Here is a 22,147-nt window from a genome sequence, read left to right on the forward strand (position 1 = left end):
GGAGCACAGGAGCCGCCGTGGGGCATCCCTCCCACCCGCGATTTGCGCGGCAATGTGAGGTGGCCTGTCCGATGCCTCGTCTCTCTGGGGGTAGGACCCCCTGGCTACCGGTAGCTGTCGATGACCCTCTCTATGGCGCGGCGGCAGACGGGGCAGAAGCCGGCGTCGGTGCGGGTGAACATGATGCAGTCGGCGGAGGAACGGTAGAGGCCCTTGGGCTCGTAGGCGGCCCCTTCGAAGGCGCCGACCTTTCCCATGAACTTCTCCTTCGCGAAGAAGGCCGCCTCGACCTTCTTCTGCTCGCGGAAGAGGTCGTCGATGGCGGCGGGCGACGCGCCGGCGGCCAGGAGCGCCTTGCGGCGCGCCTGGAAGTCGCGGGAGGTCTTCTCGAAGGCCTCCTTCGACCACGGCGTCGGGAGCGGCGTCGCGGCCGCGACGAGGTCCTTCCACTTGAGAGTGGCGGGGTCCTTCAGGGCGGTGACGTTCATCTCCCACGGCTCTGGCAGGTCGGCCGCGCCGGTCTCGTAGGCGACGTCGGAGGTGTAGTACTCGTCGGCGAGGGCGGCGAAGTGGTGGCCGAACTCGTGGACGAAGACGTACTCGGCGAAACCGGTGTCGGCCGAGGCGGTCGCCTGGTGGTTGTAGATGCCGCCGCCGCCGTACTGCGCGTCGTTGACGAGGATCTCGAGGACGTCGTACGGCGCCTGCGCCGCCGCGTCGCGCAGCGCGCGGTCGTCGTAGGTCAGGACGTACCGCTCGGAGCCGAAGATGTTGTACTGGACCTGAAGGGGTGTGCGGCGGAAGAGCTTCGACTGCGGACGGTGTGCGCCCCCTTCTCCGGAGGAGAGGTCGAGGGCGCGGACGTTGAAGTCGGCCCTGCGGCTCTTGAACGGCTCGTAGCGGAAGAGCGTGTCGACCATCCGCTTCACGTCGGAGCGGAACTTCGGCAGGTCTTTCTCGGCGTACCCCTCGCCGAGGACGAGGAGGTCGACCTTCTCCGTCGGCGGGCCGCTCTCGAAGACGGTCCAGACCGTACCGACCTTCGGGGGCGGGGCGGGGTTGACGTCGGCAGAGGCGGGATCGACGAGTGTCGAGAAGACCTCCCGGAACAGGTTCCGGCGATCGCGCTTCTTCAGAAGGACCTGGACGGGCCTCAGCGGCCAGGGGAGGCGGAGCGACTCGCGGAAGGTGCGGTGGGACGTCTTCGCCTCGGCCGTCGTCTCCCACTCGGCGAAGATCGAAGAGTAGCCGCGAGCGTAGAGGAGGCGGCCGGTCGCGGGCTCGAGGACCTCGAACCGGTAATGCCCGAGGCCGAGCCCGTCGTCGGCGGTCGAGAGGCTCCCGGCCCAGGGCCCGTCGTTCACGACCCGGTCGACAGCGACGATCTCGACGCCGTGGCCGCCGGTGTGGAGGAGGTCGATGCGCATCGTCTGCGGCGTGAAGGAGTCGAGGAGCGCCGTGTCGGCGGGCGCGCTCGGCGCCCCTGGAGAGACCGTGAGGAGCAGGGCCGCGGCGCCGAAAGCGAGAAGCGTGCGAGTACTCATTCGGGACCTCGGGGAGATCGTAACGGACGGGACTATTCTTGCCTGGTGATTCGTGCGTTCGTCGCGGTCCCGGTCGAGGACCCCGTCGTGAAGCGCCGGCTCGCCGGGGCGCGGAGCCTCGTCCCGCCCCTGCCCGGTCTCCGGTGGATCCCGGAGTCCCAGCTGCACTTCACGCTGAAGTTCCTCGGGGAGATCGAGGAGGAGCGCGTGGCGGCGGCGAAGGCGGCGACCTCCGCGGCCATCGTGGCCATCGCGGCCGCGAGGGCCGTGACGGAGAGCCCCGTGCCTGCGGCCCCGTTCCGTCTCGGTCTCGAGGGGCTCGGCGCGTTTCCGTCGCGGGGGTCCGCGCGGGTGCTGTGGGCCGGGTGTGGCGACGGGGCCGATGCGCTGTCGGCCCTCGCATCGGCCGTCGAGGAGGCGTTCACCGCGGCGGGGTTCCGACGCGAGGAACGTCCTTTCTCCCCCCACCTGACCCTCGCGCGCGTGAAGGACCCTGACACCGGGCGGCGCCTGGCGCGGGCGCTCGAGACCGTTCCTCCGGAGCCGTTTGGCGTGGTTTCCGTCTCGTCTCTCGTCCTCTTCCGGAGCGAGCTGACGTCTCGCGGGGCCGATCATTCGGAACTCCTCCGCGTGGCGATAGAATCCTCTGCCGCACCGCAATAGAGGCCCCTTCCGGGCCGGAACGAGGAGAACACGATGATCGACTTCTCCCTTACCGAGGAACAGCAGGCCCTTCAGGAGCTGGCCCGGAAGTTCGCGCGCGAGGAGATGGCGCCGAAGGCGGCGCACCACGACGAGACGGGCGAGTTCCCGCGCGAGATCGCGAAGAAGGCGTGGGAGCTCGGCCTGATGAACACCCACGTCCCGCCCGAGTACGGCGGCATGGGCCTCGGGACGCTGGACGGCTGCATCATCACGGAAGAGCTCGCCTGGGGGTGCACCGGCATCGCGACCGCGATGGAGGCGAACGCCCTCGCGGCGGCCCCGGTCATCGTCGCCGGCAACGACGAGCAGAAGAAGGAGTTCCTCGGGCGCCTGACGGCCGAGCCGCTCTTCGCCGCGTACGCCGTCACCGAGCCGGGCGCCGGCTCCGACGTCGCAGGTATCCGGACGAAGGCCCGCAAGGTGGGCGACGACTACGTCATCGACGGCGCGAAGGCGTGGATCACGAACGGCGGCGTCGCGAACTGGTACTTCGTCCTCGCCTACACCGACCAGGAGAAGAAGCACAAGGGGATGTCGGGCTTCCTCGTCCCGGCGGACACCCCGGGGATCACGGTCGGCAAGAAGGAGTGGAACCTCGGGCAGAGGGCGAGCGACACGCGCGGCCTGACGTTCGAGGAGGTGAAGGTCCCGGCGAAGTACCTCCTCGGCAAGGAAGGGGACGGCTTCCGGATCGCCATGTCGGCGTTCGACCACACCCGGCCGCCGGTCGCCTCGGGTGCCGTGGGCCTGGCGCAGCGGGCGATGGACGAGGCGATCAAGTACGCCAAGGAACGGAAGACGTTCGGCCTGCCGATCGCGGCCTACCAGGCGATCAGCTTCATGATCGCGGACATGGCGATGCAGATCGAGGCGGGGCGCCACCTCGTCCGGCTCGCCGCGTGGGCGATCGACAACGGGAAGCGGAACACGAAGTACGCCGCGATGGCGAAGGCCTTCTGCGCCGACATGGCGATGAAGGTCGCGACGGACGCCGTCCAGGTTCACGGCGGCTACGGCTACTCGCACGAGTACCCGGTCGAGAAGCTGATGCGCGACGCCAAGATCTACCAGATCTACGAGGGGACGAGCCAGATCCAGCGGCTCATCATCTGCAAGGAGATCTTCGAGCGCTGAGGGCTCCGGGAGCAGGATCGCGCGCCGGCGCGGGGGACGCCGGTCGTCGACTCGCGGGACCGCGGCAACGACGACCTACGGTTCCGGGGCATCCCCTCGACTCGTTCTTCCAGCCGCCGCCAGCGGCGGGCCTCCGGGACGGCCTGCTCGCGCGACCGCGGGCTGCCGGTGAGGGGGGCGGCGGGGGGGGGGGGGGGGGGGGGGGGGGGGGGGGGCGGGGGGGGGGGGGGGGGGGGGGGGGGGGGGGGGGGGGGGGGGGGGGGGGGGGGGGCCGGGGGGCCCCCGCTCGGAGAGGAGCGCGTGGCGATCCTCACCGCGCCCGGCCTTCCGTTCGTCGTGGCCCTCCTTGGCGCGTGGCGAGCCGGCGGGGCGGCGGTCCCGCTCGCTCTCTCTCACCCGCCCGCCGAGCACGCCCACGTTCTCGACGACGCGGGGGTGACGCAGGTCCTCGCCGACGCGGAGAATGCGGCGCGGGTTGGGCCGATCGCGGCCGAGCGGGGCATCCGGCTCCTCTCCGTCGAGGACGCGGCCGCCGCACGGGTCCCGGCATTACGCGGGCGGGGTCCGGCGCCCCCTCCCGACGGCCGCGCGCTGATCCTCTACACGAGCGGAACGACGGGGAAGCCGAAGGGAGCCGTCCACACGCACGGAAGCCTCGCGGCGCAGGTCGCCTCGCTCTCGGAGGCGTGGGACTGGAGCGCCGACGACGCGATTCCGAACGTCCTGCCGCTCCACCACACGCACGGGCTCGTGAACGTCACGCTCTGCGCCCTCGCGAACGGGGCGCGCGTCGAGATGCTCCCGGGGTTCGACGCGGAGGTGTGCTGGCGGCGGCTCGAGGAGGGCGGGCTGACGGTCTTCATGGCGGTTCCGACGGTCTACGCGAAGCTCGCCGCCGCGTGGTCGGCCGCGAACGGGGCGACCCGCGCCCGCCGGAGCGCGGCGTGCCGGCGGCTGCGTCTCATGGTCTCGGGCTCTGCGGCGCTCCCCTCGCCACTCTTCGCGAGGTGGGAGGAGCTCTCGGGACACCGGCTCCTCGAGCGGTACGGGATGACGGAGATCGGCATGGCGCTCTCGAACCCGCTGCGCGGCGCGCGGCTCGCGGGCACGGTCGGGTCGCCGCTCCCTCTCGTCGACGTCCGGCTCGTCGACGAGGCGGGGCAGGAGTGCGCGGACGGTGCGCCGGGGGAGCTGCGGGTGAAGGGACCGACGCTCTTCCGGGAGTACCACGACAGGGCGGAAGAGACGACCCGGGCCTTTGATGGCGGCTGGTTCCTCACCGGCGACGTCGCAGCCCGCGAGAACGGCGTGTTCCGGATCCTCGGCCGCGCCTCCACCGACATCCTCAAGTCCGGTGGCTACAAGCTCTCGGCGCTGGAGATCGAGGACGCCCTGAGGCTTCACCCGGCGATTCGCGACGTGGCGGTCGTCGGCCTGCCCGACGAGGAGTGGGGGGAGCGGGTCGCGGCGGCGATCGTCGTCGAGGGGGACCCGCCGGCCCTCGAGGCCCTGCGCGCCTGGGCCCGCGACCGGCTCGCTCCCTACAAGGTGCCGTCGCGGCTCGTCGTCGTTTCCGAGCTCCCCCGCAACGCGATGGGCAAGGTGACGAAGTCCGCCGTGAAGTCGCTTTTCTCCGCAGAAGCGAACCGCCGCTAGAATCCGGTCAGCCCATGCCTTTTCTCGTTCGTAAACCGGCCGGCGGCGCCCCCGAGGAGCGCCTGCCCCTGAAGCCCGGCGGCAACTCCATCGGCCGTTCCCGCGAGAACGACGTCGTCCTCCACGACGCGAGCCTGTCCCGCTTCCACGCGCGGATCGACGTGGAGGAAGGAGGCTCGAGCGTCCTCGACCTCGGGAGCCGGAACGGGACGTTCGTCGGCGGGCTCAGGGTCCTGCAGTGCCGCCTGAAGCACGGGGACGCGGTGCAGCTCGGGGAGCTCCCGCTCCGCTTCGAGGAAGAGCGCCGGACGGTCCAGCCCGGCTTCTCCTCGCCCGAGCTGACGCTCCACGCGCTCATCGGCGCGGGAGCCGAGATCGACAAGACGTCGGCCATCCAGCTGCGCGGGGCGCTGCCGATGCAGCGCTCCGAGGCGAAGCTGAAGATCCTGCTGACGGTCAGCCAGATCCTCTCCTCGCCCGAGCCGGTCGATGCGGTCCTTCCGCGGATCGTCGAGCTTCTCCTCCAGATCCTCGACGTCCACCGTGTGGCGCTCCTCCTCGTGGAGGAGGGCTCTCCCGAGCCGGTCGCCAAGGTCGTCCGGTCGCGGAAGACGATGTCCGAGACCGACTCGTTCTTCAGCCGGAGCATCGTGAGGCACGTCTTCGAGAGGGGAGAGGGGCTCGTCAGCGACGACGCCCTCGTCGACCCTCGCTTCGCCGGGTCGGCGACGGTCGCGGGAGAGTCGATACGCTCCTCGATGGCGGCGCCGCTGAAGGTCGCCGACCGGATCCTCGGCGTCCTCTACGTCGACCACCGCTCCATCCCGAACCGCTACGGGCCGGAAGACCTCGAGTTCCTCGGCGCGTTCGGAAGCCAGGCGGCGCAGGCGATCGAGAACGCGAGGCTCACGGGAAAGCTCCAGGAGGAGGCGGTGCGCCGGTCGAGCCTCCTGCGCTTCTTCCCGCCGTCCGTCGTCGGTCCGCTCATGGGCTCGGCCGACTTCGGGGCCCAGGTGCGCGACGCCGACGTGACGGTCCTCTTCTCGGACATCAGCGGTTTCACCGCGATGTCCTCGAAGCTGGCCCCCCGCGAGGTCGTCGACCTCCTGAACCGCTATTTCCCGGTGATGGCCGAGATCGTCTTCCGGCACGAGGGGACGCTCGAGAAGTACATCGGCGACGCGCTCATGGCGATCTGGGGCGTCCCGACGCCCCACGACGACGACGCCGACCGGGCGCTCGCGGCCGCGCTCGAGATGCGCAGCGCCCTCGCGAAGCTGAATGCGGCCTGGGGAGAGGACCACCGGCTGGAGATCCACGTCGGCCTGAACTCGGGGCCCGTCGCGTTCGGAAACATCGGGTCGCCGGACTACGTCCAGTTCGCGGCCATCGGCGACACGACGAACGTCTCGGCCCGGGTCTGCACGGCGGCGCAGGAGGGCGAGGTCCTGATCTCGGAGGCGACACGCCGGCGGCTCAGGACGGCGCGGTTCGCCCTCGAGGAGCTTCCGCCCGTCGCCGTCAAGGGAAAGACGGAGCCGCTTCTTCTCCATCGCGTGCGGTGGGCGGCGCCGGAAGAGACGGTCGGCGTGGAGAGGGTGCCTTCGCCGGACGCTCCGGTCCGGCCCTGAGGCCGGGCAAGAGGGACGGGAACGGGTTCTCTCCCCGTTCCCGCGGGTGCGTCAGTCTCCGAAGCTGATGGCGAGGTCCCGCGCGGTGAGCATGGTGTCGGAGTCGAGAGGGACCGTCTTCATCCGGTTCGTGGCCTCCTCGAGCGGGACGTAGTTCACCGTCGGCGGCGCGAGGGCGACCATCACACCGCTGTGCCCCGAGTCGAGGGCGCGCACGGCCGCCGCACCGAACCGGAGCGCGAGGAGCCGGTCGAAGCTCGACGGCGAGCCGCCGCGGAGGAGGTGGCCGAGGACGACGGTCCGCACCTCGCGCCCCGTCAGCTCCTCGAGCCCCTTCATCACGCGCTCGCCCGCCCCGGCGAGCCGTTCCATGGCCCCCGCCTCGCGGGGACCGAGCGTGGAGATCGTCCCCCCCTTCGGCTTCGCCCCCTCCGCCACGACGACGATGGCGTGCTTCTGTCCCGCCTCCTCGCCGCGGCGGAGGTGCTCGGCGACCTTCTGGAGGTCGTACGGAATCTCGGGTATGAGGATGGCATCGGCGTTGCCGGCGATGCCGGCGTTGAGCGCGATCCACCCCGCGTACCGCCCCATCACCTCGACGACCATGATCCGGCGGTGCGCCTCGGCGGTGGAGTGGAGGCGGTCGATCGACTCCGTCGCGAAGGAGGCTGCCGTGTCGAACCCGAACGTGATGATCGTCTTGTCGAGGTCGTTGTCGATCGTCTTCGGGACGCCGACGACGCGCAGCCCTTTCTTCGCGAGGGCGTTCGCGATGGCGAGCGATCCGTCGCCGCCGATGGAGATCAGGGCGTCGATGTCGTGGAGGGCGAAGCACCTCACGAGCTCGTCGGTCCGGTCGACCTCGATCGTCGTTCCGTCGGCCTGCTTCACGGGGAAGCGGAGGGGATTGCCGCGGTTCGTCGTGCCGAGGATCGTCCCGCCGAGAGAGGTGATTCCCTCGACCCGCTCGCGCGTCAGGGAGATCAGGCCCCCGCCGGGAACTGCTCGGGGAACATGAGGCCGTTGAAGCCGTCCCGGATGCCGAAGCAGCGCCAGCCCCTGTTGATGGCGGCGTTCACGGCGCCGCAGATGACGGCGTTCAGGCCGGGAGCGTCGCCTCCGCCGGTGTTGATCGCGATGTTGCGGATTCGAGCCATCGTTTCGCCCCTTCTCTCTCCGACGACTGCTCTGCGTCGATCTCAGGTCAGGTCGAGCGCGCGGTTCAGGTGCTCGATCAGGACGTCCCCGCCCTCGACGCCGACCGCGAGGCGGATGAGCCCGGGGGTGATGCCCCGCGCGAGCCGGTCCGCCTCGGGGACGACGGCGTGGGTCATCGATGCCGGGTGCTGGATGTAGGTGATGCACGAGCCGAGGGAGACCGCGAGCTCCATCGGCGTGTCCTTCCTGCCGAAGTAGTTCATCACCGTCTCGCCGGCGGCGACGCCCCCCTTCACCTCGAACGTCAGGATCGCCCCGCCGGAGCGCATCTGCCGCTTCACGAGGTCCGCCTGGGGGAAGTCGGGGAGGCCGGGGTAGGCGACCGAGGCGACCTTCGAGTGGGTCGAGAGGAACCGGGCGATCTGGAGCGCCGTTTCGCTCTGCTGTGCCTCTCGCGGGGCGAGGCTCTGGATCGTCATCCCGTTCAGCCACGAGTCGAAGGGCGACGGCGTGGCGCCGATGTCCTTGTACCAGGGGAAGAAGTCGTTCCGCATGAAGCGGAACGGGCCGAGGAGCGCGCCGCCGACCGACGTGGAGTGGCCGTTCACGAACTTCGTCAGCGAGTGCATGACGAGGTCGGCCCCGAGGCGGAACGGCTGCTGCAGGTAGGGCGAGCAGAACGTGTTGTCGACGACGAGGAGGATTCCCCGCGGCTCGGTGAGCCGCGAGATCGCCTCGATGTCGGCGATGCGCAGCGTCGGGTTCTCGGGCGACTCGAGGAAGATCATCGCGACGTTCGGGTGCGCCTCGAGCGCCGCCTCCACGGCCGCCACGTTTCCCATGTCGCAGAAGACGGCCTCGACGCCGAACTTCCCGAGGCCGCGGAAGAGGCTGTCGGTGCAGCCGTAGACGTTCCCGGCGAGGATGGCGTCTCCCGAGCGGCAGACGGCGAGGGCGAGCGTGGAGATCGCCCCCATTCCCGATCCGAAGATGAGCGCGCCGATCGTCGGCTCCTTCTCGTCCACGGCGAGCGCCTTCTCGATGACGTGGTGCGCCTCGAGCTGGAAGAGGACCCTCTCGAGGTACTCGGTCGTCGGGTTGCCCAGACGCGTGTAGATGCGGGCGTAGGGGCGCTCGCCTCCCTTGGCCATCCCGAGGAAGCGATCGGCACCGTCTCGGACGTCCTTGAACGCGAACGTGGAGCGCTGGTGAATGACGGGGAGACCGGTTCCTGCCGCGAGCGTCCGGAAGACGCCCTCGTCGAGCTGCTTCACCTCGTCGCGGACCCAGCGGGTCTTGCGGTCGAGCCACCAGTCCCACCATTCCCAGCGGGCCGTTCCGAGACGGGTCTTCGGGATCGTGCACTCTGCAGTCAGCATGGCGAGATCTTATGACGCGCGGCCGCCGGCGGCCCCGGCGCGGAGAGCCGTTCGCAGCTTGGCGGCACGGGAGCGCGGGTTCGCCCGCAGCTCCTCCGGGCCGGGGCGGACCGGCTCGCGGGACCAACCGGCCCAGATACCGTCGCGGGCCCCTGCCTGGAACGCCTTCTTCACGAGCCGGTCCTCTCCGGAGTGGAACGTCAGGATCGCGACGCGCCCGCCCGGCGCGACGCAGGACGGGAGCGCGGCGAGGAACGCGCGGAGCGCGCCGAGCTCGTCGTTCACCTCGATCCGGAGCGCCTGGAACGTTCGCCGCACCGGGTCGTCACCCGCCTCGTCCCTCACCCGCGCGGGCAGGGACGACAGGGCCTCGCGGACGGCGGCGGCGAGGGCGAGGGTCGTGGTGATCGGCGTGCGGGCGCGGGCGGCCACGAGGGCGGCGGCGATTCCGGTGGCGTGGGGCTCGTCGGAGTTCTCGCGGAGGAGGGCCGCGAGGCGCTCCCGGGAAACCCGGGCGACGAGCTCGGCGGCGGAGAGGCCGCGAGAGGGGTTCATCCTCATGTCGAGCGGGCCGTCCGCCTTGAACGTGAAGCCGCGCGCCGGGTCGTCGAGCTGCATCGAAGAGACGCCGAGGTCGGCGAGGACGAGGTCGACCGAGGGGAGCCCGAGCTCTCCGAGGACCTTCGGCAGGCCCGCGAAGCTCGAACGCCGGACGGTCAGGGTCTCCTTGCCGAAACCGAGCCTGCGAAGGCGCGCCTCCGTCTTCGGCAGCTCCAGCGGATCGGCGTCCAGACCGATCAGGCGACCGCCCGGCAGGAGGCGGGGCAGGAGCTCGGCCGCGTGGCCTCCGTGGCCCAGAGTCGCGTCGACGGCGACGAGGCCCGGCTCGGGGCGAAGCGCCGCCAGGATTTCTTCGACGAGGACCGGACGGTGGGAGCCGGCCGGGGTCCTCCCGGACGAGACGACCTTCGCGACGGTCTCGGGGAAGCGGGCCGGGTCGCGCTCCTTGTACTTCTCGTCGAAGCGGCGCGGATTGCGGCCAGCGTATCGAGGGCGGCGACGGTGGGGAGTGTCGTCCACGAGGCCGATTGTGCGACGTCCGGGCCGGCGGGCGAGCCGCGCTCCACCGGAGCCGCGCGCGAACAGCGGCTCCGGTGGGGGCGAACGCTTCGCTCAGCGCGGCAGGTCGACCGCCGTGCCGACCGCGTCGGGGAGCGCGACTCCGAGGAGCCTGCCGACGGTCGGGGCGAAGTCGTAGGGTGTCCGCTCGGCGTCGGAAACGCCGGCCTTGACCCCGCCACCCCAGAAGACGAGCGGGACGTTCGTGTCGTACTCGTATTGCGACCCGTGCGTGCTTCCGCGTGCGTCCGGGTAGACGATGACGCCCCGGCGTGGGATCAGGATCGCCTCGCCCGAGCGGACCGGGTCGTAGTCGTTCATCGCGAATCGGACGTCGCGGTCGGCCGGATCCCAGGTCGCCCGCTGCGAAGCGAGGAGGACGGTCCGAAACTCCTCGTGGTGGAGTCGCGCGATCGCGCCCGGGAGGACGCGGTCGATGTCGGCCGCGGTGACGGCGCGTCCGGCCGGTCCGCACGGTCCGGCGACGGTGAGCATCGCCGGGAGGGCGGGGAGGTTGTACTTCAGGTCGAACCCCTCGTTCCCGAAGATCGGCCTCGCGTCGAGCGGAATGCAGAGCTCTTCACAGAGGTATCGGTTCAGCCTTTCCTCGAAGTTGGTCACTGCGCCGTTCCCGGAAAGGACCCGGCCGCCCGTGAAGGACTTGTCGCGTCGCGCCTCGAGCTCGGGGATCGTCTGGAAGCCGTGGTCGGCCGAGAGGGCGAGAATCACTCTTCCCTTCCGGGAAGCCGCGGTCGAGCGCCTCGAAAAGGCGGCCGAGCTGAACGTCGAGGCGCCGGAGCGTGTCGAGGTTCTCTTCGGACTCCGGGCCGTAGGCGTGCGAGACCGTGTCCTGGCCCGAAAGCCCGAGACTGAGGATATCCGGCTGCGGCTCGTGTCCGAGCTCGAGGTCCTTCGACGCCAGCACCTCGAGGGCGAGGTCCATCGTCAGCTCGTCGATGAACGGGCTGTAGTAGATGCCGTGGTAGTAGCCGTTCGAGGCGAGGGACATGTCCTTGTCCCAGCCGAGCCCGTTTACCGGGATCTGGAACGGCCGGATCTCGAACGCAGGAACGGCCCGGACCGCCGAGGCGGAGGTCCCGGCAGGGAAGAGCGGGTCGGCCATCTTCCGCCACGCCAGGCCGAGCCGGCGGGGAAGCTGCCCTCCCGCGCGGGTCCTGTTGAACTGGGAGACGACCTTCGATACGACGGAGCCTCCGGGCGACCTCGTGTCGTACGCCGGCGAGCTGACGAATCGGCCCGTGACCTGGTCCCACCAGTAGACGGCGTGCTCGCGCCGCTTTCCCGCCATGAAGATCGCCGCCCGGTCCTTGCCCGAAAGGGCGACGACCCGGGCCTCGGGATAGCGTTCCAACAGGCGGTCGCCGAGAGTCGGGACGCGCAGGCTCCCAGGTCCGGGCAGGAAGACGTCGTCCTGCGTCTCCGGGTCGACGAACTGCTGGTCGGTGCAGTAAACCGCGCGAAGCGACCCGTCGGCGCGCGGCTCGAACCACCGGTTCGCGACGATTCCGGTGACGCGTGGCGGCGCCCCCGTTCCGAGCGATGCGTGGCCCGGGCCGGTCTCGGTGTTCAGGTGCGCGTAGTGCACGTTTCTCTCGACGTGCCCCTCGTCGAGGAGGCGCTTGAGCCCGGCGACGAAGTAGGGCCGGTAGTCGAGGAGGCGCTTCATCTGGAGGCCGTCCACCGAGACGAGGACCGCCAGCTTCGGTGACTGGGCCGGAGGAGTGGAGGCCTGCTTTCGGGCAGCCTGCGCAAGCGCCAGGAAAGAAACGACGAGGGAGACGCCGAGGGCGAGGGAGGAGATGCGGAGGTTCTTCATTTCGTGGTGGGAACAGCCCGGCAGGGCGGTTCCCGGCGATTCTACGGCGCGGGTGCGCCGTTCCCGTTCGGGCCCCTCGAAGGGCGTGTGACGGCGAGACGAACGCCGGACGCCGCGATGAAGATGACGAGGAGCGACGCGGCGAGGACGAGCGCGACGTTGACCGGCTTCCAGGGCGTCCACTGCAGGTAGTGGATCCGGTAGAGGCGGTCGATCCGACCGTTCAGGCCACCGGTCTGGCTGACCTCGCCCGTGACGCGGTCGACGAGGACGTTCTTCGCGCCGGAGGTCCTGAAGAGCAGCGCCGGGTTCTCGACGCCCGTGAGGGCCGACCGGTGCTCGGCCGGTTGCGCCGAGACGATCGTTCCGTAGGACTTCGCGTGGCGCGAAGCGGAGATGGCCGCCAGGGCGAAGGCGCGCGCCGCGCCCTCGCTCGCGGGCGGGATCGGCTCGCCGCTCGTTCCGTCGACGGCCGCCGGGCGGCCGTCCCTGAGACCGAACCACGCCACGAGGCCGGACGGATGAGGCGCGAGCGCGACGGGGCCCGGGTCGAGGAGGCCTCTGGCCTTCACCGCGGCAGGCGAGAAGACGACCCGCTCCCACGGGAGAGGGCCGGGCGATGGCGCCGCGAGTGACTCGTACGCCTCGTCCCAGCCGGGCTTCACGTGAAAGAGGAGGCCGGTGCCGATCCAGAGGACCAGCGGCACGACGAGGACGAGGCCGGCGAACCGATGGGCCGCCCGGAGGGGCTGCGCGACGAACATGTTGCTAAGATCACAGAAAAGGCCCGGCAACTGAAGGAGCATTCGCACCATGAGACTGAACGTGCACCCGCTACGCGTTCCCGCCCTCGTCCTTCTCGCGGCGCTCGTCGCCCTCCCCGCCCTTGCGGCCGAAAAGAAATTCGTGGACGACGACGCCTCGAGGGAAAAGGACGAGCCGACGACCTGGCTCAAGAATTACGACCAGCTCGTGAAGGGAAAGGAGGCCGACTGGGTCTTCTTCGATGGCTATTCCGCAGGCAGCTACAAGTCGGTGGCCGTGAAGGACTTTTCCTCCAACGAGAAGGACAGGGAAGCCCGGCGCGCCGCGGAGGACGGAAAGGAATACGCCGAACAGTGGATCCAGAGGTCGAAGCTCGGCTGGGAGTCCGCCAGCGGGAAGGCGGACCTGACGATCGAAGGCCACGTCGTACACGCCTGGGAGCCGAGCGGCGCAGCGCGGTTCTGGGGCGGCTGGTACGCCAACCCGGGCGCGGTCCAGGAGCTGATCGGGAAGGATTCCTCCGGGAAGATCGTCTTCCAGATCCGCCACAAGTCGCGCGGCTCCACGGTGCGCGACGCCATCGAGAACGGCCTCGAGGACGTCGTCAAGTCGCTGGAGAAGGGTAAGTAGGAATCCCCCGGGCGCCGGAGGGCGTTCGCGGGCTCGAAAGGGGGCGGCGGGGAGACTCGCCGCCCTCGCCGCTTTCAGCGGCCGCCGCGCCGTCGGCGCGGGGTTCCCCTGCGGTACTTCAGATCAGCTGGTTCTGGTAGGCGTAGACGACCGCTTCGAGCTTCGAGTGGACGTTCAGCTTCCGGAGGATGTTCTGGATGTGGTTCCTCACGGTCACGTCGCTGATGAAGAGCTGTTCGCCCATCTCGTCGGTCTTCTTGCCCTCGGACAAGAGGCGCAGGACCTCTCGCTCGCGCTTGGTGAGGGGCGAGGAGGTCGGGCGGGGCGGCAGAAGCGGAGCCAGGCTGGGATGTGAAATCGGTCCCGAGAATCGGGCGAAGACGTTTCCCGGATCCGGGTGGGCGCCGTTCGTCTCGGCGAGGATGTGGACGAGGGTCGTCAGCTCGGGGCGCTGGCCCGGAATGGAGAGAATCGAGCAGCGGAGCTTCTTCGGCCCTTCCTCGCGCGACTCGAGGACGAGCTCGAACGGCTGGATCGTTTCGCCCCGGTCGCGCATCCGGAGGATCGGGCACTCCCCGAAGCAGTAGCGGTTCCCGTAGACGTCGCGGCCCGCCATCGCCTGGTGGCAGCTTCGGCCGAGAACGTCGGCTGCCGGATAGCCCAGAAGCCTTTCGGCCCCGGTGTTCCAGAGGACGATCCGGTCAGACGAGTCGATGGCGAAGACGGCCTTGCCGCTCCGGGAGAGGAGCTCGAGGAGATCTTCGTGGTTGTCCGATGCGTCCATGCCGGGCGGGGATTCTACCCTCGGGCCTGATGCGAATGCACCAGCCTTACTCCGCCTTTTTCATCAGGCGCTGCATCACGCCGGCGAGCTGGAAGTCCAGGTCCGTGATGCCGCCGGCATCGTGGGTCGAGAGGGCGACGGTGACGCGGTTCCATCTGTTCGACCAGTCCGGGTGGTGGTCCAGCTTCTCCGCGGCGAGAGCGACGCGGGTCATGAACCCGAATGCCTCGGAAAAGTCGGCGAAGACGAAGTCGCGCCGGAGGGCGCGTTCGGCGAGTGTCCAGCCGGGCAGGGACTCGAGGCGTCCGGCGATCTCGCCGGGGGAAAGCTGCAACGGACGGCTCATCGGCTCCTCCTCGGTGCGAGTTCGCGCCGGAACGTAAACTCCCGAGTCTATGCGGATCGCGGTTGCCATGTCGGGAGGGGTCGATTCCTCGGTCGCCGCCCTCCTTCTCGCGAGGCAGGGAGCCGAGGTCGTCGGCGTCTCGATGCACCTCTGGGACCACGACCGGGACGGCTCCGGGGCGGGGGAGGGGCGCTGCTGCACGCTCGACGACCTCCGGACCGCGCGGCGCGCCGCCGAGGCGATCGGCGTCGCGCACTACACGCTCGACCTGAGGGATCGGTTTCTCGAGACGGTCGTCCGGCCCTTCGTGAGCTCGTACCTCTCGGGCGAGACACCCGTCCCGTGCATCGCCTGCAACACCGACGTGAAGTTCGAAGCCCTCTTCCGGCGGGCCCGCGCCCTCGGCTGCGAGGCGGTCGCCACCGGGCACTACGCCCGGACAGAGACCGATCCGGAGACGTGTGAGACACGCCTCCTCAAGGCGCGCGACCTCGGGAAGGACCAGTCCTATTTTCTCTACGACCTGACTCCCGAGCAGCTCGGGATCGCCCGCTTTCCTCTCGGGGAGCTCATGAAGGCCGAGGTGAGGGAGATCGCCCGTGAGGCGGGCCTCCCGAACTGGGACAAGCCCGACTCCCAGGAGATCTGCTTCGTGGCGGCCGCAGACGGTCCCGCCGGGTTCATCCGCAGGGAGGCCGAACTCCTGGGTTTCGCGCTGCCGGCTCACCCGGCCGCCCTCCCCGGTTCCGTGGTCCGGACGGACGGCACCGAGCTGGGGCGCCACGCCGGAACGATGGGCTTCACGGTGGGTCAGCGGCGGGGGCTCGGCATCGCGTCGGGCGAGGCCCTGTACGTCGTCGGCATCGAGGCCGGCGAACGACGGCTCGTCGTCGGCGGGGATGAAGAGGTTCTTTCGCGGGTCGTGCTCCTGCGGGAGGTGAACTTCCTGGCGCCGGTGCCCGCTCCGGGGAGCCCGATCCGCGTCCTGGCGAGGATCCGCTCGCGGCATCCGGACGTGCCGGCGATCCTCGAGCCGGAGGAGCAGGGCCGAAGGCGGGGGGGGATGGCGCGGCTCGTTTTCGACGACCCGGTCCGGGCGGCCGCCCCCGGGCAGGCCGCGGTCTTTTACGATCCCCAGCGCCCGGAGCGCCTCCTTGGAGGGGGTCTGATCCAGGGGAAAGGCAGCTCGGCCGGGGCCGGGGTTGGAGAGCCAGGGGCCACTTGCAGGGCGGGACGCACGGTGTAGGATCGGTATCGGGAGGAGGGTACCGCTCGAAGCGCGAGCTCGTGCAGAGGTGTCCACGGGCGCTCCGGCGTGATAAACTCTCTGGTCGTCCGCGTATGGCCAAGATCACCTCTCCCGCAGCCGTCTCGATCCTGAAAGACATCCGGACCGCTCTCGACGAGAAAGCGGACGAGAAGGCGCGCCCGGCGACGGGCGTCAAGAGCCCTCTCAAGGTGATCGGGGTCCGTGCGAGCGGCGTGAAGGCGGTCGCCCGGGAGGTCGCCGTCCGGCACAAGGCGACGCTCGACTACCCGCTGGCGGTGGACCTCCTCGAGGGCGCTGCCGGGAGGAAGACCCGGGAGGAGATCCTCGTCGCCATCGACCTCCTGGAGCGATTCCGGAAGGACTTCGAGCCGTCGCTCCTCCTCCGGATGGACAAGTGGAGCTCGGTGGCGGACGACCTCGAGGTCGCCGAGGCCCTCGGGGCGCGCATCGCTGCCGGCACCCTCGCGCTCGACCCGTCGAAGATCACCACGGTCCGCAAGTGGGCGCGGCTGCGGAGCGTCGGTCGCAAGCGGCTCGCGCTCCTGGCGGCGTCCGGGCTCGTCAGCGAGGGCCGGCGCGACGCGATGCTCGCGCTCGACCTCTGCGAGATCCTTCTCAACGAGGATCACCCGGTCCTGGTGACCGAGGTGGCCGGGCTGCTGCGGACGACGACAAAGATCGATGCCAAGGCCGTTCAGGACTTCCTGTTCCGCCGATCGATCGACGGTAATCCCGCGATACTCAGAGCCGGGTCCGAGAACCTCGATGCCGCCCGAAGAGCCGCGCTGATCGCCAAGCTCGAGGCGCAGCAGGCGAGCCTCGGGACCCTCGCCGCCGCCGGCCGCTGAATCGGATCGGCGAGGGCGGCCGGAATCCCCGTCGGGAGGAGTTCCGGCACGCTCGAGGTCAGCCCTGTCGCGGGCGGTTCACTTCACGTCGGTTTTCTTGAACCGCTTGAGAATCCAGTCGCGTGCGGCCTCCTTGCCCTTGGCCGCCGCCGCTGCCATTTCCCCCTCCTTCGTCGTTTCCGCGAGGCGAAGCGCCTCGTCCGAGAGGACGATGGCCGGGAGGCCCTTCGTGGCGTCGATGCCGTAGCGCGCGAGCAGCTCGCGATTCGGCGTGCCCGGTGTGACGTCGACGAACACGGGGACGAACTGGGTCAGGAACGCGGTCAGGAACGGCTCCTCGTAGATTGCTTCGTTGACGACGTGGCAGGGGCCACAGTCGTTCGTGCCGAGGTTCACGAACAGGCGGCGCCCCGAGTCCGCCGCGGCCTTGGACGCGGCTTCGATGGAGAGAACTCCCACGCTCGTGGTGTCGTAGATCGGGAGCGTCTCGGGGGCCGGGGCGGGCGGTTCGGCGGGCGCGACGAGCGGCGTCGCGGCGAGGATGACGGCAGCTGCAAGGCGAAGGGTCGGACGCATCGTTTCCTTTCGGCAGAAGGGTCAGTTGGGCCGTACCGGCGTGCCGGAGTCGGGCCGGGGGGGCTCGAAGTCGACGCGGATCGGGCCGAAGTTCTTCTCGTAGATGGCGATGTTCTGCGCCAGCGCGTTCAGGAGCTGCTTGGCGTGGACGGGAGTCGTCAGGATGCGCGAGAGGATCCGGACGTCGGACCGTCCGGGAACGGCCCGGGCGAAGTCGAACATGAACTCCGCGGGGTTGTGGATGATGTTGACGAAGTTCGCGTAGATGCCACTCGCGACGGCGTCGTCCATCGAGAACTGCAGGCCGGGGGGAGGAGATCCTTCTGTTTTCGGCGGCGCTTCAGCCATTGAGACACCTCACTCTGCGTACCCGGCAAGGGGCCGCAAGAAGGGTGCCATTCTAGTCGGAGTCGGCGCGTGGCCCAGGGCCTTTCGGGTCCGATTCCGGCGAACGTAAGATCCCGGCATGCTCCGATTCCCGCGGTTCGCCGCAACGACCCTGGTCGTCGTTTCCCTCTTCTTCGCCTCGCGGGTGCCGGCCGCCGACGATTCCTCCGCGCTCGCCTCCTTCGACGCCGCCTGGAGTCGCCGGGCGGAGGGAGCCGTCGGGGGCACCGCCCGGGAGGGTTCGGTCGAGCCGCTTCTGGCGGCGGGCCGGAGCGCGGTCGCCGCGAATCCGGCCTCTCTCCCGGCACGATGGCGCCTGATGCGCGCTCTCTACTTCGAGGGAGAGCACGCGACGACCGGGAACACGGCGAAGAAGGACGTTTTCGAAGAGGGGAAGAGACTCGGAGAAGAGACCCTCGACCTCATCCGGAGGGAGGCGGGCGTCGCCGCCGGGAGAAACCTCTCCGGGGCGACGCCCGTCGAGCTGGTCCCGCACGTGAAGGGCCGGCCGGAGGTGGTGCCCTGCTTCCTCTGGGCCTCCGTGAACTGGGGCAAATGGGCGCTCGTGTTCGGCAAGACGGCGGCCGCCCGGCAAGGGGCGGCCGCGAAGATCCGGGACTACGCGACGGCCGTCGTCCGGCTCGATCCCTCGTTCGACGAAGCCGGGGGGTATCGCGTCCTCGGCCGGCTCCACCACCAGACCCCGTCCATCCCATTCATCACGGGATGGGCCTCGCGCACCGAGGCCCTGAAGAACCTCCGTCTCGCTGTGGAAGCGGCGCCACGCAACTTCGTGAACCGCCTCTATCTCGCCGAGGCGACCTGGGACTACGAGAAGGAGAGGCGTGCCGAAGCGAGGCGGATGCTCGAGGCCCTCGTCGCCGACGCTCCCTCTCCCGCGCTCGCGGTGGAAGATGCGCGGGCGCAGGAAGACGCCCGGGCCCTCCTGGCGGCGTGGGGGAAGGGATGACCGGCCCGATGAAGGACCGGGTCCGCAGCGCGATCTCGCGGATCGTCGCCACCGCCGAGACCCGTCCGCAGCTCTCCGCCGTCGAAACGGCTCCCCGCCCGCAGAAGAAGGACGTCATCGAGATCCTCCGGCTGTTTCAGGAGGTCGTCTACCCGGGGTACTTCGGCGACACGGTCCTCTACCGCGACAACCTTCGCGACCACCTCGGCGACGTTCTGTTCCGGATCCACCTGCGCCTGTCGGCCGAGGTCGAACGGGCCATCGAGGGGGAGGAGGGGCGTTCTTCCGCACGCAGGCATGCGCGAGAGATCGTGACGGCCCTGTTCGAGCGGCTCCCCGACGTCGCCGACCGCGTCGCGGAGGACGTCCAGGCGGCCTACGACGGCGACCCCGCGGCCAAGGGGTTCGACGAGCTCATCCTCGCCTATCCGGGCGTGAAGGCGGTCTTCACGTACCGGATAGCCCACGAGCTGCACCGCCTCGACGTGAGGCTGATCCCCCGGGTGATGACCGAGTTCGCGCACAACGAGACCGGCATCGACATCCATCCCGGGGCGACGATCGGACGCTCCTTCTTCATCGACCACGGCACGGGTGTCGTGATCGGCGAGACGACGACGATCGGGGACCGGGTGAAGATCTACCAGGGGGTGACGCTGGGCGCCCTGTCGTTCCCGAAGAACGAGCACGGCGAGCTGATCCGCGGGGTCAAGCGTCACCCCACCGTCGAGGACGACGTCGTCATCTACGCCGGTGCGACGATCCTGGGAGGGACGACGGTCATCGGGAGGGGAAGCGTGATCGGCGGAAGCGTCTGGCTGACGACGTCCGTCCCGGCCCATACGAGGGTCACGATCGCCGGAGACCAGCTCAGGTTCGAGGCCCGCGCCGTTCCGCAGGCGTCGTCGCCGGCGGCCGCCGGCCCAGCCTGACCGTCAGGACGAGGAGGGCGCCAGGCGCTCGACCCGCGCGGGCGGAGCCGAAGCCAGAAGGCTCGCGACGGTGCGTCCGGCGCCCGGGACGACGAGGTCGGGGACGAGGTCGGCGAGCGGGGCGAGGACGAACCGACGTGCCACGAGGCGCGGATGCGGGACGACCAGCCCCGGAAGCTCGGTCTGCAGGTCGCCGTAGAGGAGAAGGTCGAGGTCGAGAGGCCGCGGGCCGTTCGGTTCGCCGGAATCCGGCCGCCCCGCCTCCGCCTCCAGGCGTTTCAGGAGCTCGAGAAGACCGAGGGGACTGAGAAAGGTCCGGCCCGTGGCCACGGCGTTCAGGAAGTCGGGCTGGGGCGGCCCGCCCACGGGCGCCGTGAGGTAGAAGGGGGAGCAGGTGAGGCCCTCCACGTGACGCGCAAGGCCCGCAAGTGCGAGGGCGAATGCAGCTTCCGGCGAACCGACGTTTCCTCCCAGGCCGATGGCCACCGCGGCGGGAAGGTCAATAGTCGTCGTCGCTCTCCGTCTCGCCGGCCTCGAGCGTGGGCCCCTCGCCCAGCGGAAGCTCCTCGTCGTCGAGGGCGGCCTTGGCGGCCGGGTCCTCGGGTTCGATCCCGATGTCCTCTTCGTCGCGGTTGCGCTCGAAGAGGTCCGGATCGGCAAACTCGTCGCGCTTGGCGCGCCGGGCGGCGATGAGCGCCGCCGGCGACGTGTCGCGCGGCGGGGCGTCCTTCTGGTCGGTTCCGCACTTCGGGCAGAGGACGGGCGTCCTCCTCAGGTCGTAGAACTTCGTCCCGCAGCGGAAGCACTCGTGTTTCAGACCAAGATCGGGCATTCGCTCCCTCAAAAAAGACGCCGGAACATAGCATCGGGTCCATGGTGGGTCAACGCGGTCCGGTGCACGTTCGCGCACGCGTCGCCGAGCGAGCCCATTCGCCGATTACACTCGACCCGTGAACGGCTTGCCGGAGGGCCCCGCGAACCCACCGGAATCGCTGGTGGACCCGTGCTGAGATTCGACCTCCTCGCCGTGGACGGGATCGCACGGCGCGGAAGGGTGGTGCTCGACCACGGAAGCGTCGACACGCCCGCGTTCATGCCCGTGGGCACCGCCGGCACGGTCAAGGCGGCCCGGTGGAGCGACGTCGAGACGGCGGGCGCCGAGATCGTCCTCGCGAACACCTACCACCTGATGCTCCGGCCGGGGGGAGACCTGATCCGCGATCTCGGCGGACTGCACCGGTTCGTCGGATGGCAGCGGCCGATCCTGACCGACTCGGGCGGCTTCCAGGTGATGTCGCTGGCCGCGAACCGCAAGCTCTCGGAGGAGGGGGTCCTCTTCCGGAGCCACATCGACGGCAGCCCGCACCTCCTGACGCCGGAGCGGGCGGCCCGGCTGCAGCTCGGGGATTTCGGCGTCGACGTCGCGATGGTGCTCGACGAATGCACGCCGTACCCGGCGACGAGGGACCAGGCGGCGCGGTCGATGGAGCTGACCCACCGGTGGGCGCGACGGGGCCGGGACGCCTTCCTCGGCCTGCAAGGTGACGGGGGGCGGGGCGCTCAGTTCGGCATCGTCCAGGGAGGCATGTTCGCCGACCTGCGTCGCGAGAGCGCCGCGGCCGTGGCCGCCATCGGCTTCGAGGGGGTCGCGTGCGGAGGCGTCTCGGTCGGCGAGCCGAAGGAAGAGATGCGGGCCATCGTCGAGGCCACGGGACCGATTCTGCCGGCCGACCGACCGCGCTACCTCATGGGCGTCGGGCACCCTCTCGACATCCTCCACGCCGTCGCGAACGGCTTCGACCTCTTCGATTGCGTGCTCCCGACGCGGGCGGCCCGTCACGGCCTCGCTTACACCTCGGAGGGGAAGGTCGTGATCAAGCACGCGCGGTACCGGACCGACCCCGCGCCTCTCGACCCGGCCTGCGCGTGCCCGACCTGCCGAACGGCCTCGAGGGCGTACCTCAGGCACCTCTTCAACCTCGGCGAGCCGACGGCGGCCACCCTGCTGACGGTCCACAACCTGACGGCCATCCTTGACTTGATGCGGGGAATCCGTGAGGCTCTCGCGGCACGACGCTTCGAGGCGTTCGCGGCCGAGGCCGTGCGGCGACTCGATTTCGGGAAGGACACGCGATGAATCCGATCTCTCTCCTGCAGGCCGCCCCGGCGGCCCCGTCGATGAAGGACGGCCTGCTCCAGATGGTCCCGTTCCTCCTCATCTTCGTCGTCTTCTACTTCGTCCTCCTCGCGCCGATGAGGAAGCAGCAGAAGAAGACGAAAGAGATGCTCGCCCAGCTGAAGAAGGGCGACCGGGTCATGACCTCGGGCGGCATCTACGGCACCGTCGCCCAGGTCGAGGACCAGATCGTCTGGGTGAAGCTCGCCGATACCCTCAAGGTGAAGATGGCCAAGAGCGCCATCACGAGCGTCGTCGCCGATTCGGAGACGGGGAAGGACCAGGGCGGGGCGGCCTGAG

23 protein-coding genes and 1 pseudogene are annotated in these 22,147 nt (G+C 70.0%); 11 read left to right on the top strand and 13 right to left on the bottom strand.

Features of this window, described 5'->3' with window-relative positions:
• Positions 1 to 104 precede the first annotated feature (104 nt).
• Positions 105 to 1,544: a peptidase M64 gene (locus tag IPN03_12640; GenBank protein MBK9374542.1), complete on the bottom strand. Its 1,440-nt coding sequence runs from the start codon at positions 1,542 to 1,544 to the stop codon at positions 105 to 107.
• A 45-nt stretch (positions 1,545 to 1,589) separates the two neighbouring features.
• Here IPN03_12640 and thpR point away from each other — a divergent pair, with 45 nt between their 5' ends.
• The 4 genes from thpR (at position 1,590) to IPN03_12660 (ending at position 6,670) form a co-directional block, all read left to right on the top strand.
• The gene (gene thpR / locus IPN03_12645) at positions 1,590 to 2,207 is read left to right on the top strand and encodes an RNA 2',3'-cyclic phosphodiesterase (GenBank protein ID MBK9374543.1); all 618 of its coding nucleotides are present in this window, start codon (positions 1,590 to 1,592) and stop codon (positions 2,205 to 2,207) included.
• A 36-nt stretch (positions 2,208 to 2,243) separates the two neighbouring features.
• Entirely contained in the window at positions 2,244 to 3,383 is a 1,140-nt protein-coding gene (locus IPN03_12650; protein MBK9374544.1) for an acyl-CoA dehydrogenase family protein, read from the top strand.
• Between the two features lie 300 nt (positions 3,384 to 3,683).
• Positions 3,684 to 5,039 carry an acyl-CoA synthetase gene (locus tag IPN03_12655; protein ID MBK9374545.1) on the top strand — a complete coding sequence of 452 codons (1,356 nt, stop codon included), beginning with the start codon at positions 3,684 to 3,686 and terminating at the stop codon, positions 5,037 to 5,039.
• Between the two features lie 14 nt (positions 5,040 to 5,053).
• Positions 5,054 to 6,670, top strand: coding sequence for an FHA domain-containing protein (locus IPN03_12660; protein ID MBK9374546.1), 1,617 nt, complete (start codon positions 5,054 to 5,056; stop codon positions 6,668 to 6,670).
• Between the two features lie 51 nt (positions 6,671 to 6,721).
• On the opposite strand, the pseudogene IPN03_12665 reads toward IPN03_12660, so the two are convergent.
• From IPN03_12665 to IPN03_12690, 6 genes and pseudogenes are all read right to left on the bottom strand, one after another.
• Positions 6,722 to 7,827: pseudogene (locus IPN03_12665) on the bottom strand (ATP-dependent 6-phosphofructokinase).
• A gap of 42 nt (positions 7,828 to 7,869) precedes the next feature.
• A complete protein-coding gene (locus tag IPN03_12670; GenBank protein ID MBK9374547.1) occupies positions 7,870 to 9,207 on the bottom strand; it encodes an aminotransferase class I/II-fold pyridoxal phosphate-dependent enzyme in 1,338 nt (445 codons plus the stop codon).
• 9 nt (positions 9,208 to 9,216) lie between these two features.
• Complete coding sequence (gene rsmH / locus IPN03_12675) at positions 9,217 to 10,296, bottom strand: 16S rRNA (cytosine(1402)-N(4))-methyltransferase RsmH (protein MBK9374548.1); 1,080 nt, start codon at positions 10,294 to 10,296, stop codon at positions 9,217 to 9,219.
• Between the two features lie 84 nt (positions 10,297 to 10,380).
• Positions 10,381 to 10,947, bottom strand: coding sequence for a hypothetical protein (locus IPN03_12680; GenBank protein ID MBK9374549.1), 567 nt, complete (start codon positions 10,945 to 10,947; stop codon positions 10,381 to 10,383).
• Positions 10,907 to 12,163 (bottom strand): alkaline phosphatase family protein, encoded by a 1,257-nt coding sequence (locus IPN03_12685; protein ID MBK9374550.1) that lies wholly within the window; start codon positions 12,161 to 12,163, stop codon positions 10,907 to 10,909. The genes IPN03_12680 and IPN03_12685 overlap by 41 nt, the downstream gene beginning before the upstream one ends.
• Before the next feature lie 41 nt (positions 12,164 to 12,204).
• Complete coding sequence (locus IPN03_12690) at positions 12,205 to 12,927, bottom strand: PepSY domain-containing protein (protein ID MBK9374551.1); 723 nt, start codon at positions 12,925 to 12,927, stop codon at positions 12,205 to 12,207.
• 49 nt (positions 12,928 to 12,976) lie between these two features.
• Between IPN03_12690 and IPN03_12695 the strand changes: the two genes are divergently transcribed.
• Positions 12,977 to 13,558: a hypothetical protein gene (locus IPN03_12695; GenBank protein ID MBK9374552.1), complete on the top strand. Its 582-nt coding sequence runs from the start codon at positions 12,977 to 12,979 to the stop codon at positions 13,556 to 13,558.
• Positions 13,559 to 13,676: 118 nt separating this feature from the next.
• On the opposite strand, the gene IPN03_12700 is transcribed toward IPN03_12695, so the two are convergent.
• Both IPN03_12700 and IPN03_12705 read right to left on the bottom strand, forming a co-directional pair.
• The gene (locus IPN03_12700; GenBank protein ID MBK9374553.1) at positions 13,677 to 14,114 is read right to left on the bottom strand and encodes a response regulator transcription factor; all 438 of its coding nucleotides are present in this window, start codon (positions 14,112 to 14,114) and stop codon (positions 13,677 to 13,679) included.
• A gap of 274 nt (positions 14,115 to 14,388) precedes the next feature.
• Positions 14,389 to 14,688: a 4a-hydroxytetrahydrobiopterin dehydratase gene (locus IPN03_12705; protein ID MBK9374554.1), complete on the bottom strand. Its 300-nt coding sequence runs from the start codon at positions 14,686 to 14,688 to the stop codon at positions 14,389 to 14,391.
• 49 nt (positions 14,689 to 14,737) lie between these two features.
• Between IPN03_12705 and mnmA the strand changes: the two genes are divergently transcribed.
• Together mnmA and IPN03_12715 are read left to right on the top strand one after the other, a co-directional pair.
• Positions 14,738 to 15,934, top strand: coding sequence for a tRNA 2-thiouridine(34) synthase MnmA (gene mnmA, locus IPN03_12710; GenBank protein ID MBK9374555.1), 1,197 nt, complete (start codon positions 14,738 to 14,740; stop codon positions 15,932 to 15,934).
• A gap of 95 nt (positions 15,935 to 16,029) precedes the next feature.
• Positions 16,030 to 16,806: a DNA alkylation repair protein gene (locus tag IPN03_12715; GenBank protein MBK9374556.1), complete on the top strand. Its 777-nt coding sequence runs from the start codon at positions 16,030 to 16,032 to the stop codon at positions 16,804 to 16,806.
• Positions 16,807 to 16,884: 78 nt separating this feature from the next.
• Here IPN03_12715 and IPN03_12720 read toward each other — a convergent pair whose 3' ends face one another.
• Together IPN03_12720 and IPN03_12725 are read right to left on the bottom strand one after the other, a co-directional pair.
• Positions 16,885 to 17,382, bottom strand: a complete 498-nt coding sequence (locus tag IPN03_12720; protein ID MBK9374557.1) for a thioredoxin family protein — start codon at positions 17,380 to 17,382, stop codon at positions 16,885 to 16,887.
• Between the two features lie 21 nt (positions 17,383 to 17,403).
• On the bottom strand, positions 17,404 to 17,730 hold the full coding sequence (locus tag IPN03_12725) for a DUF3467 domain-containing protein (protein ID MBK9374558.1): 327 nt from the start codon (positions 17,728 to 17,730) through the stop codon (positions 17,404 to 17,406).
• Positions 17,731 to 17,848: 118 nt separating this feature from the next.
• On the opposite strand from IPN03_12725, the gene IPN03_12730 reads away from it, so the two are divergent.
• Entirely contained in the window at positions 17,849 to 18,739 is an 891-nt protein-coding gene (locus IPN03_12730) for a hypothetical protein (GenBank protein MBK9374559.1), read from the top strand.
• Positions 18,736 to 19,671: a serine acetyltransferase gene (locus IPN03_12735; GenBank protein ID MBK9374560.1), complete on the top strand. Its 936-nt coding sequence runs from the start codon at positions 18,736 to 18,738 to the stop codon at positions 19,669 to 19,671. Before IPN03_12730 ends, IPN03_12735 begins: the two co-directional genes overlap by 4 nt.
• A 3-nt stretch (positions 19,672 to 19,674) precedes the next feature.
• Here the strand turns inward: IPN03_12735 and folK are convergent, their stop codons facing one another.
• On the bottom strand, positions 19,675 to 20,175 hold the full coding sequence (folK, locus tag IPN03_12740) for a 2-amino-4-hydroxy-6-hydroxymethyldihydropteridine diphosphokinase (GenBank protein MBK9374561.1): 501 nt from the start codon (positions 20,173 to 20,175) through the stop codon (positions 19,675 to 19,677).
• Positions 20,171 to 20,503, bottom strand: a complete 333-nt coding sequence (locus IPN03_12745) for a TIGR02300 family protein (GenBank protein ID MBK9374562.1) — start codon at positions 20,501 to 20,503, stop codon at positions 20,171 to 20,173. The genes folK and IPN03_12745 overlap by 5 nt, the downstream gene beginning before the upstream one ends.
• Before the next feature lie 174 nt (positions 20,504 to 20,677).
• Here IPN03_12745 and tgt point away from each other — a divergent pair, with 174 nt between their 5' ends.
• On the top strand, positions 20,678 to 21,808 hold the full coding sequence (tgt, locus tag IPN03_12750; protein MBK9374563.1) for a tRNA guanosine(34) transglycosylase Tgt: 1,131 nt from the start codon (positions 20,678 to 20,680) through the stop codon (positions 21,806 to 21,808).
• Entirely contained in the window at positions 21,805 to 22,146 is a 342-nt protein-coding gene (gene yajC, locus IPN03_12755) for a preprotein translocase subunit YajC (protein ID MBK9374564.1), read from the top strand. The genes tgt and yajC overlap by 4 nt, the downstream gene beginning before the upstream one ends.
• Position 22,147: the final 1 nt, after the last annotated feature.

The organism is Holophagales bacterium (genome assembly GCA_016719485.1).
Lineage (GTDB): Bacteria > Acidobacteriota > Thermoanaerobaculia > UBA5066 > UBA5066 > UBA5066.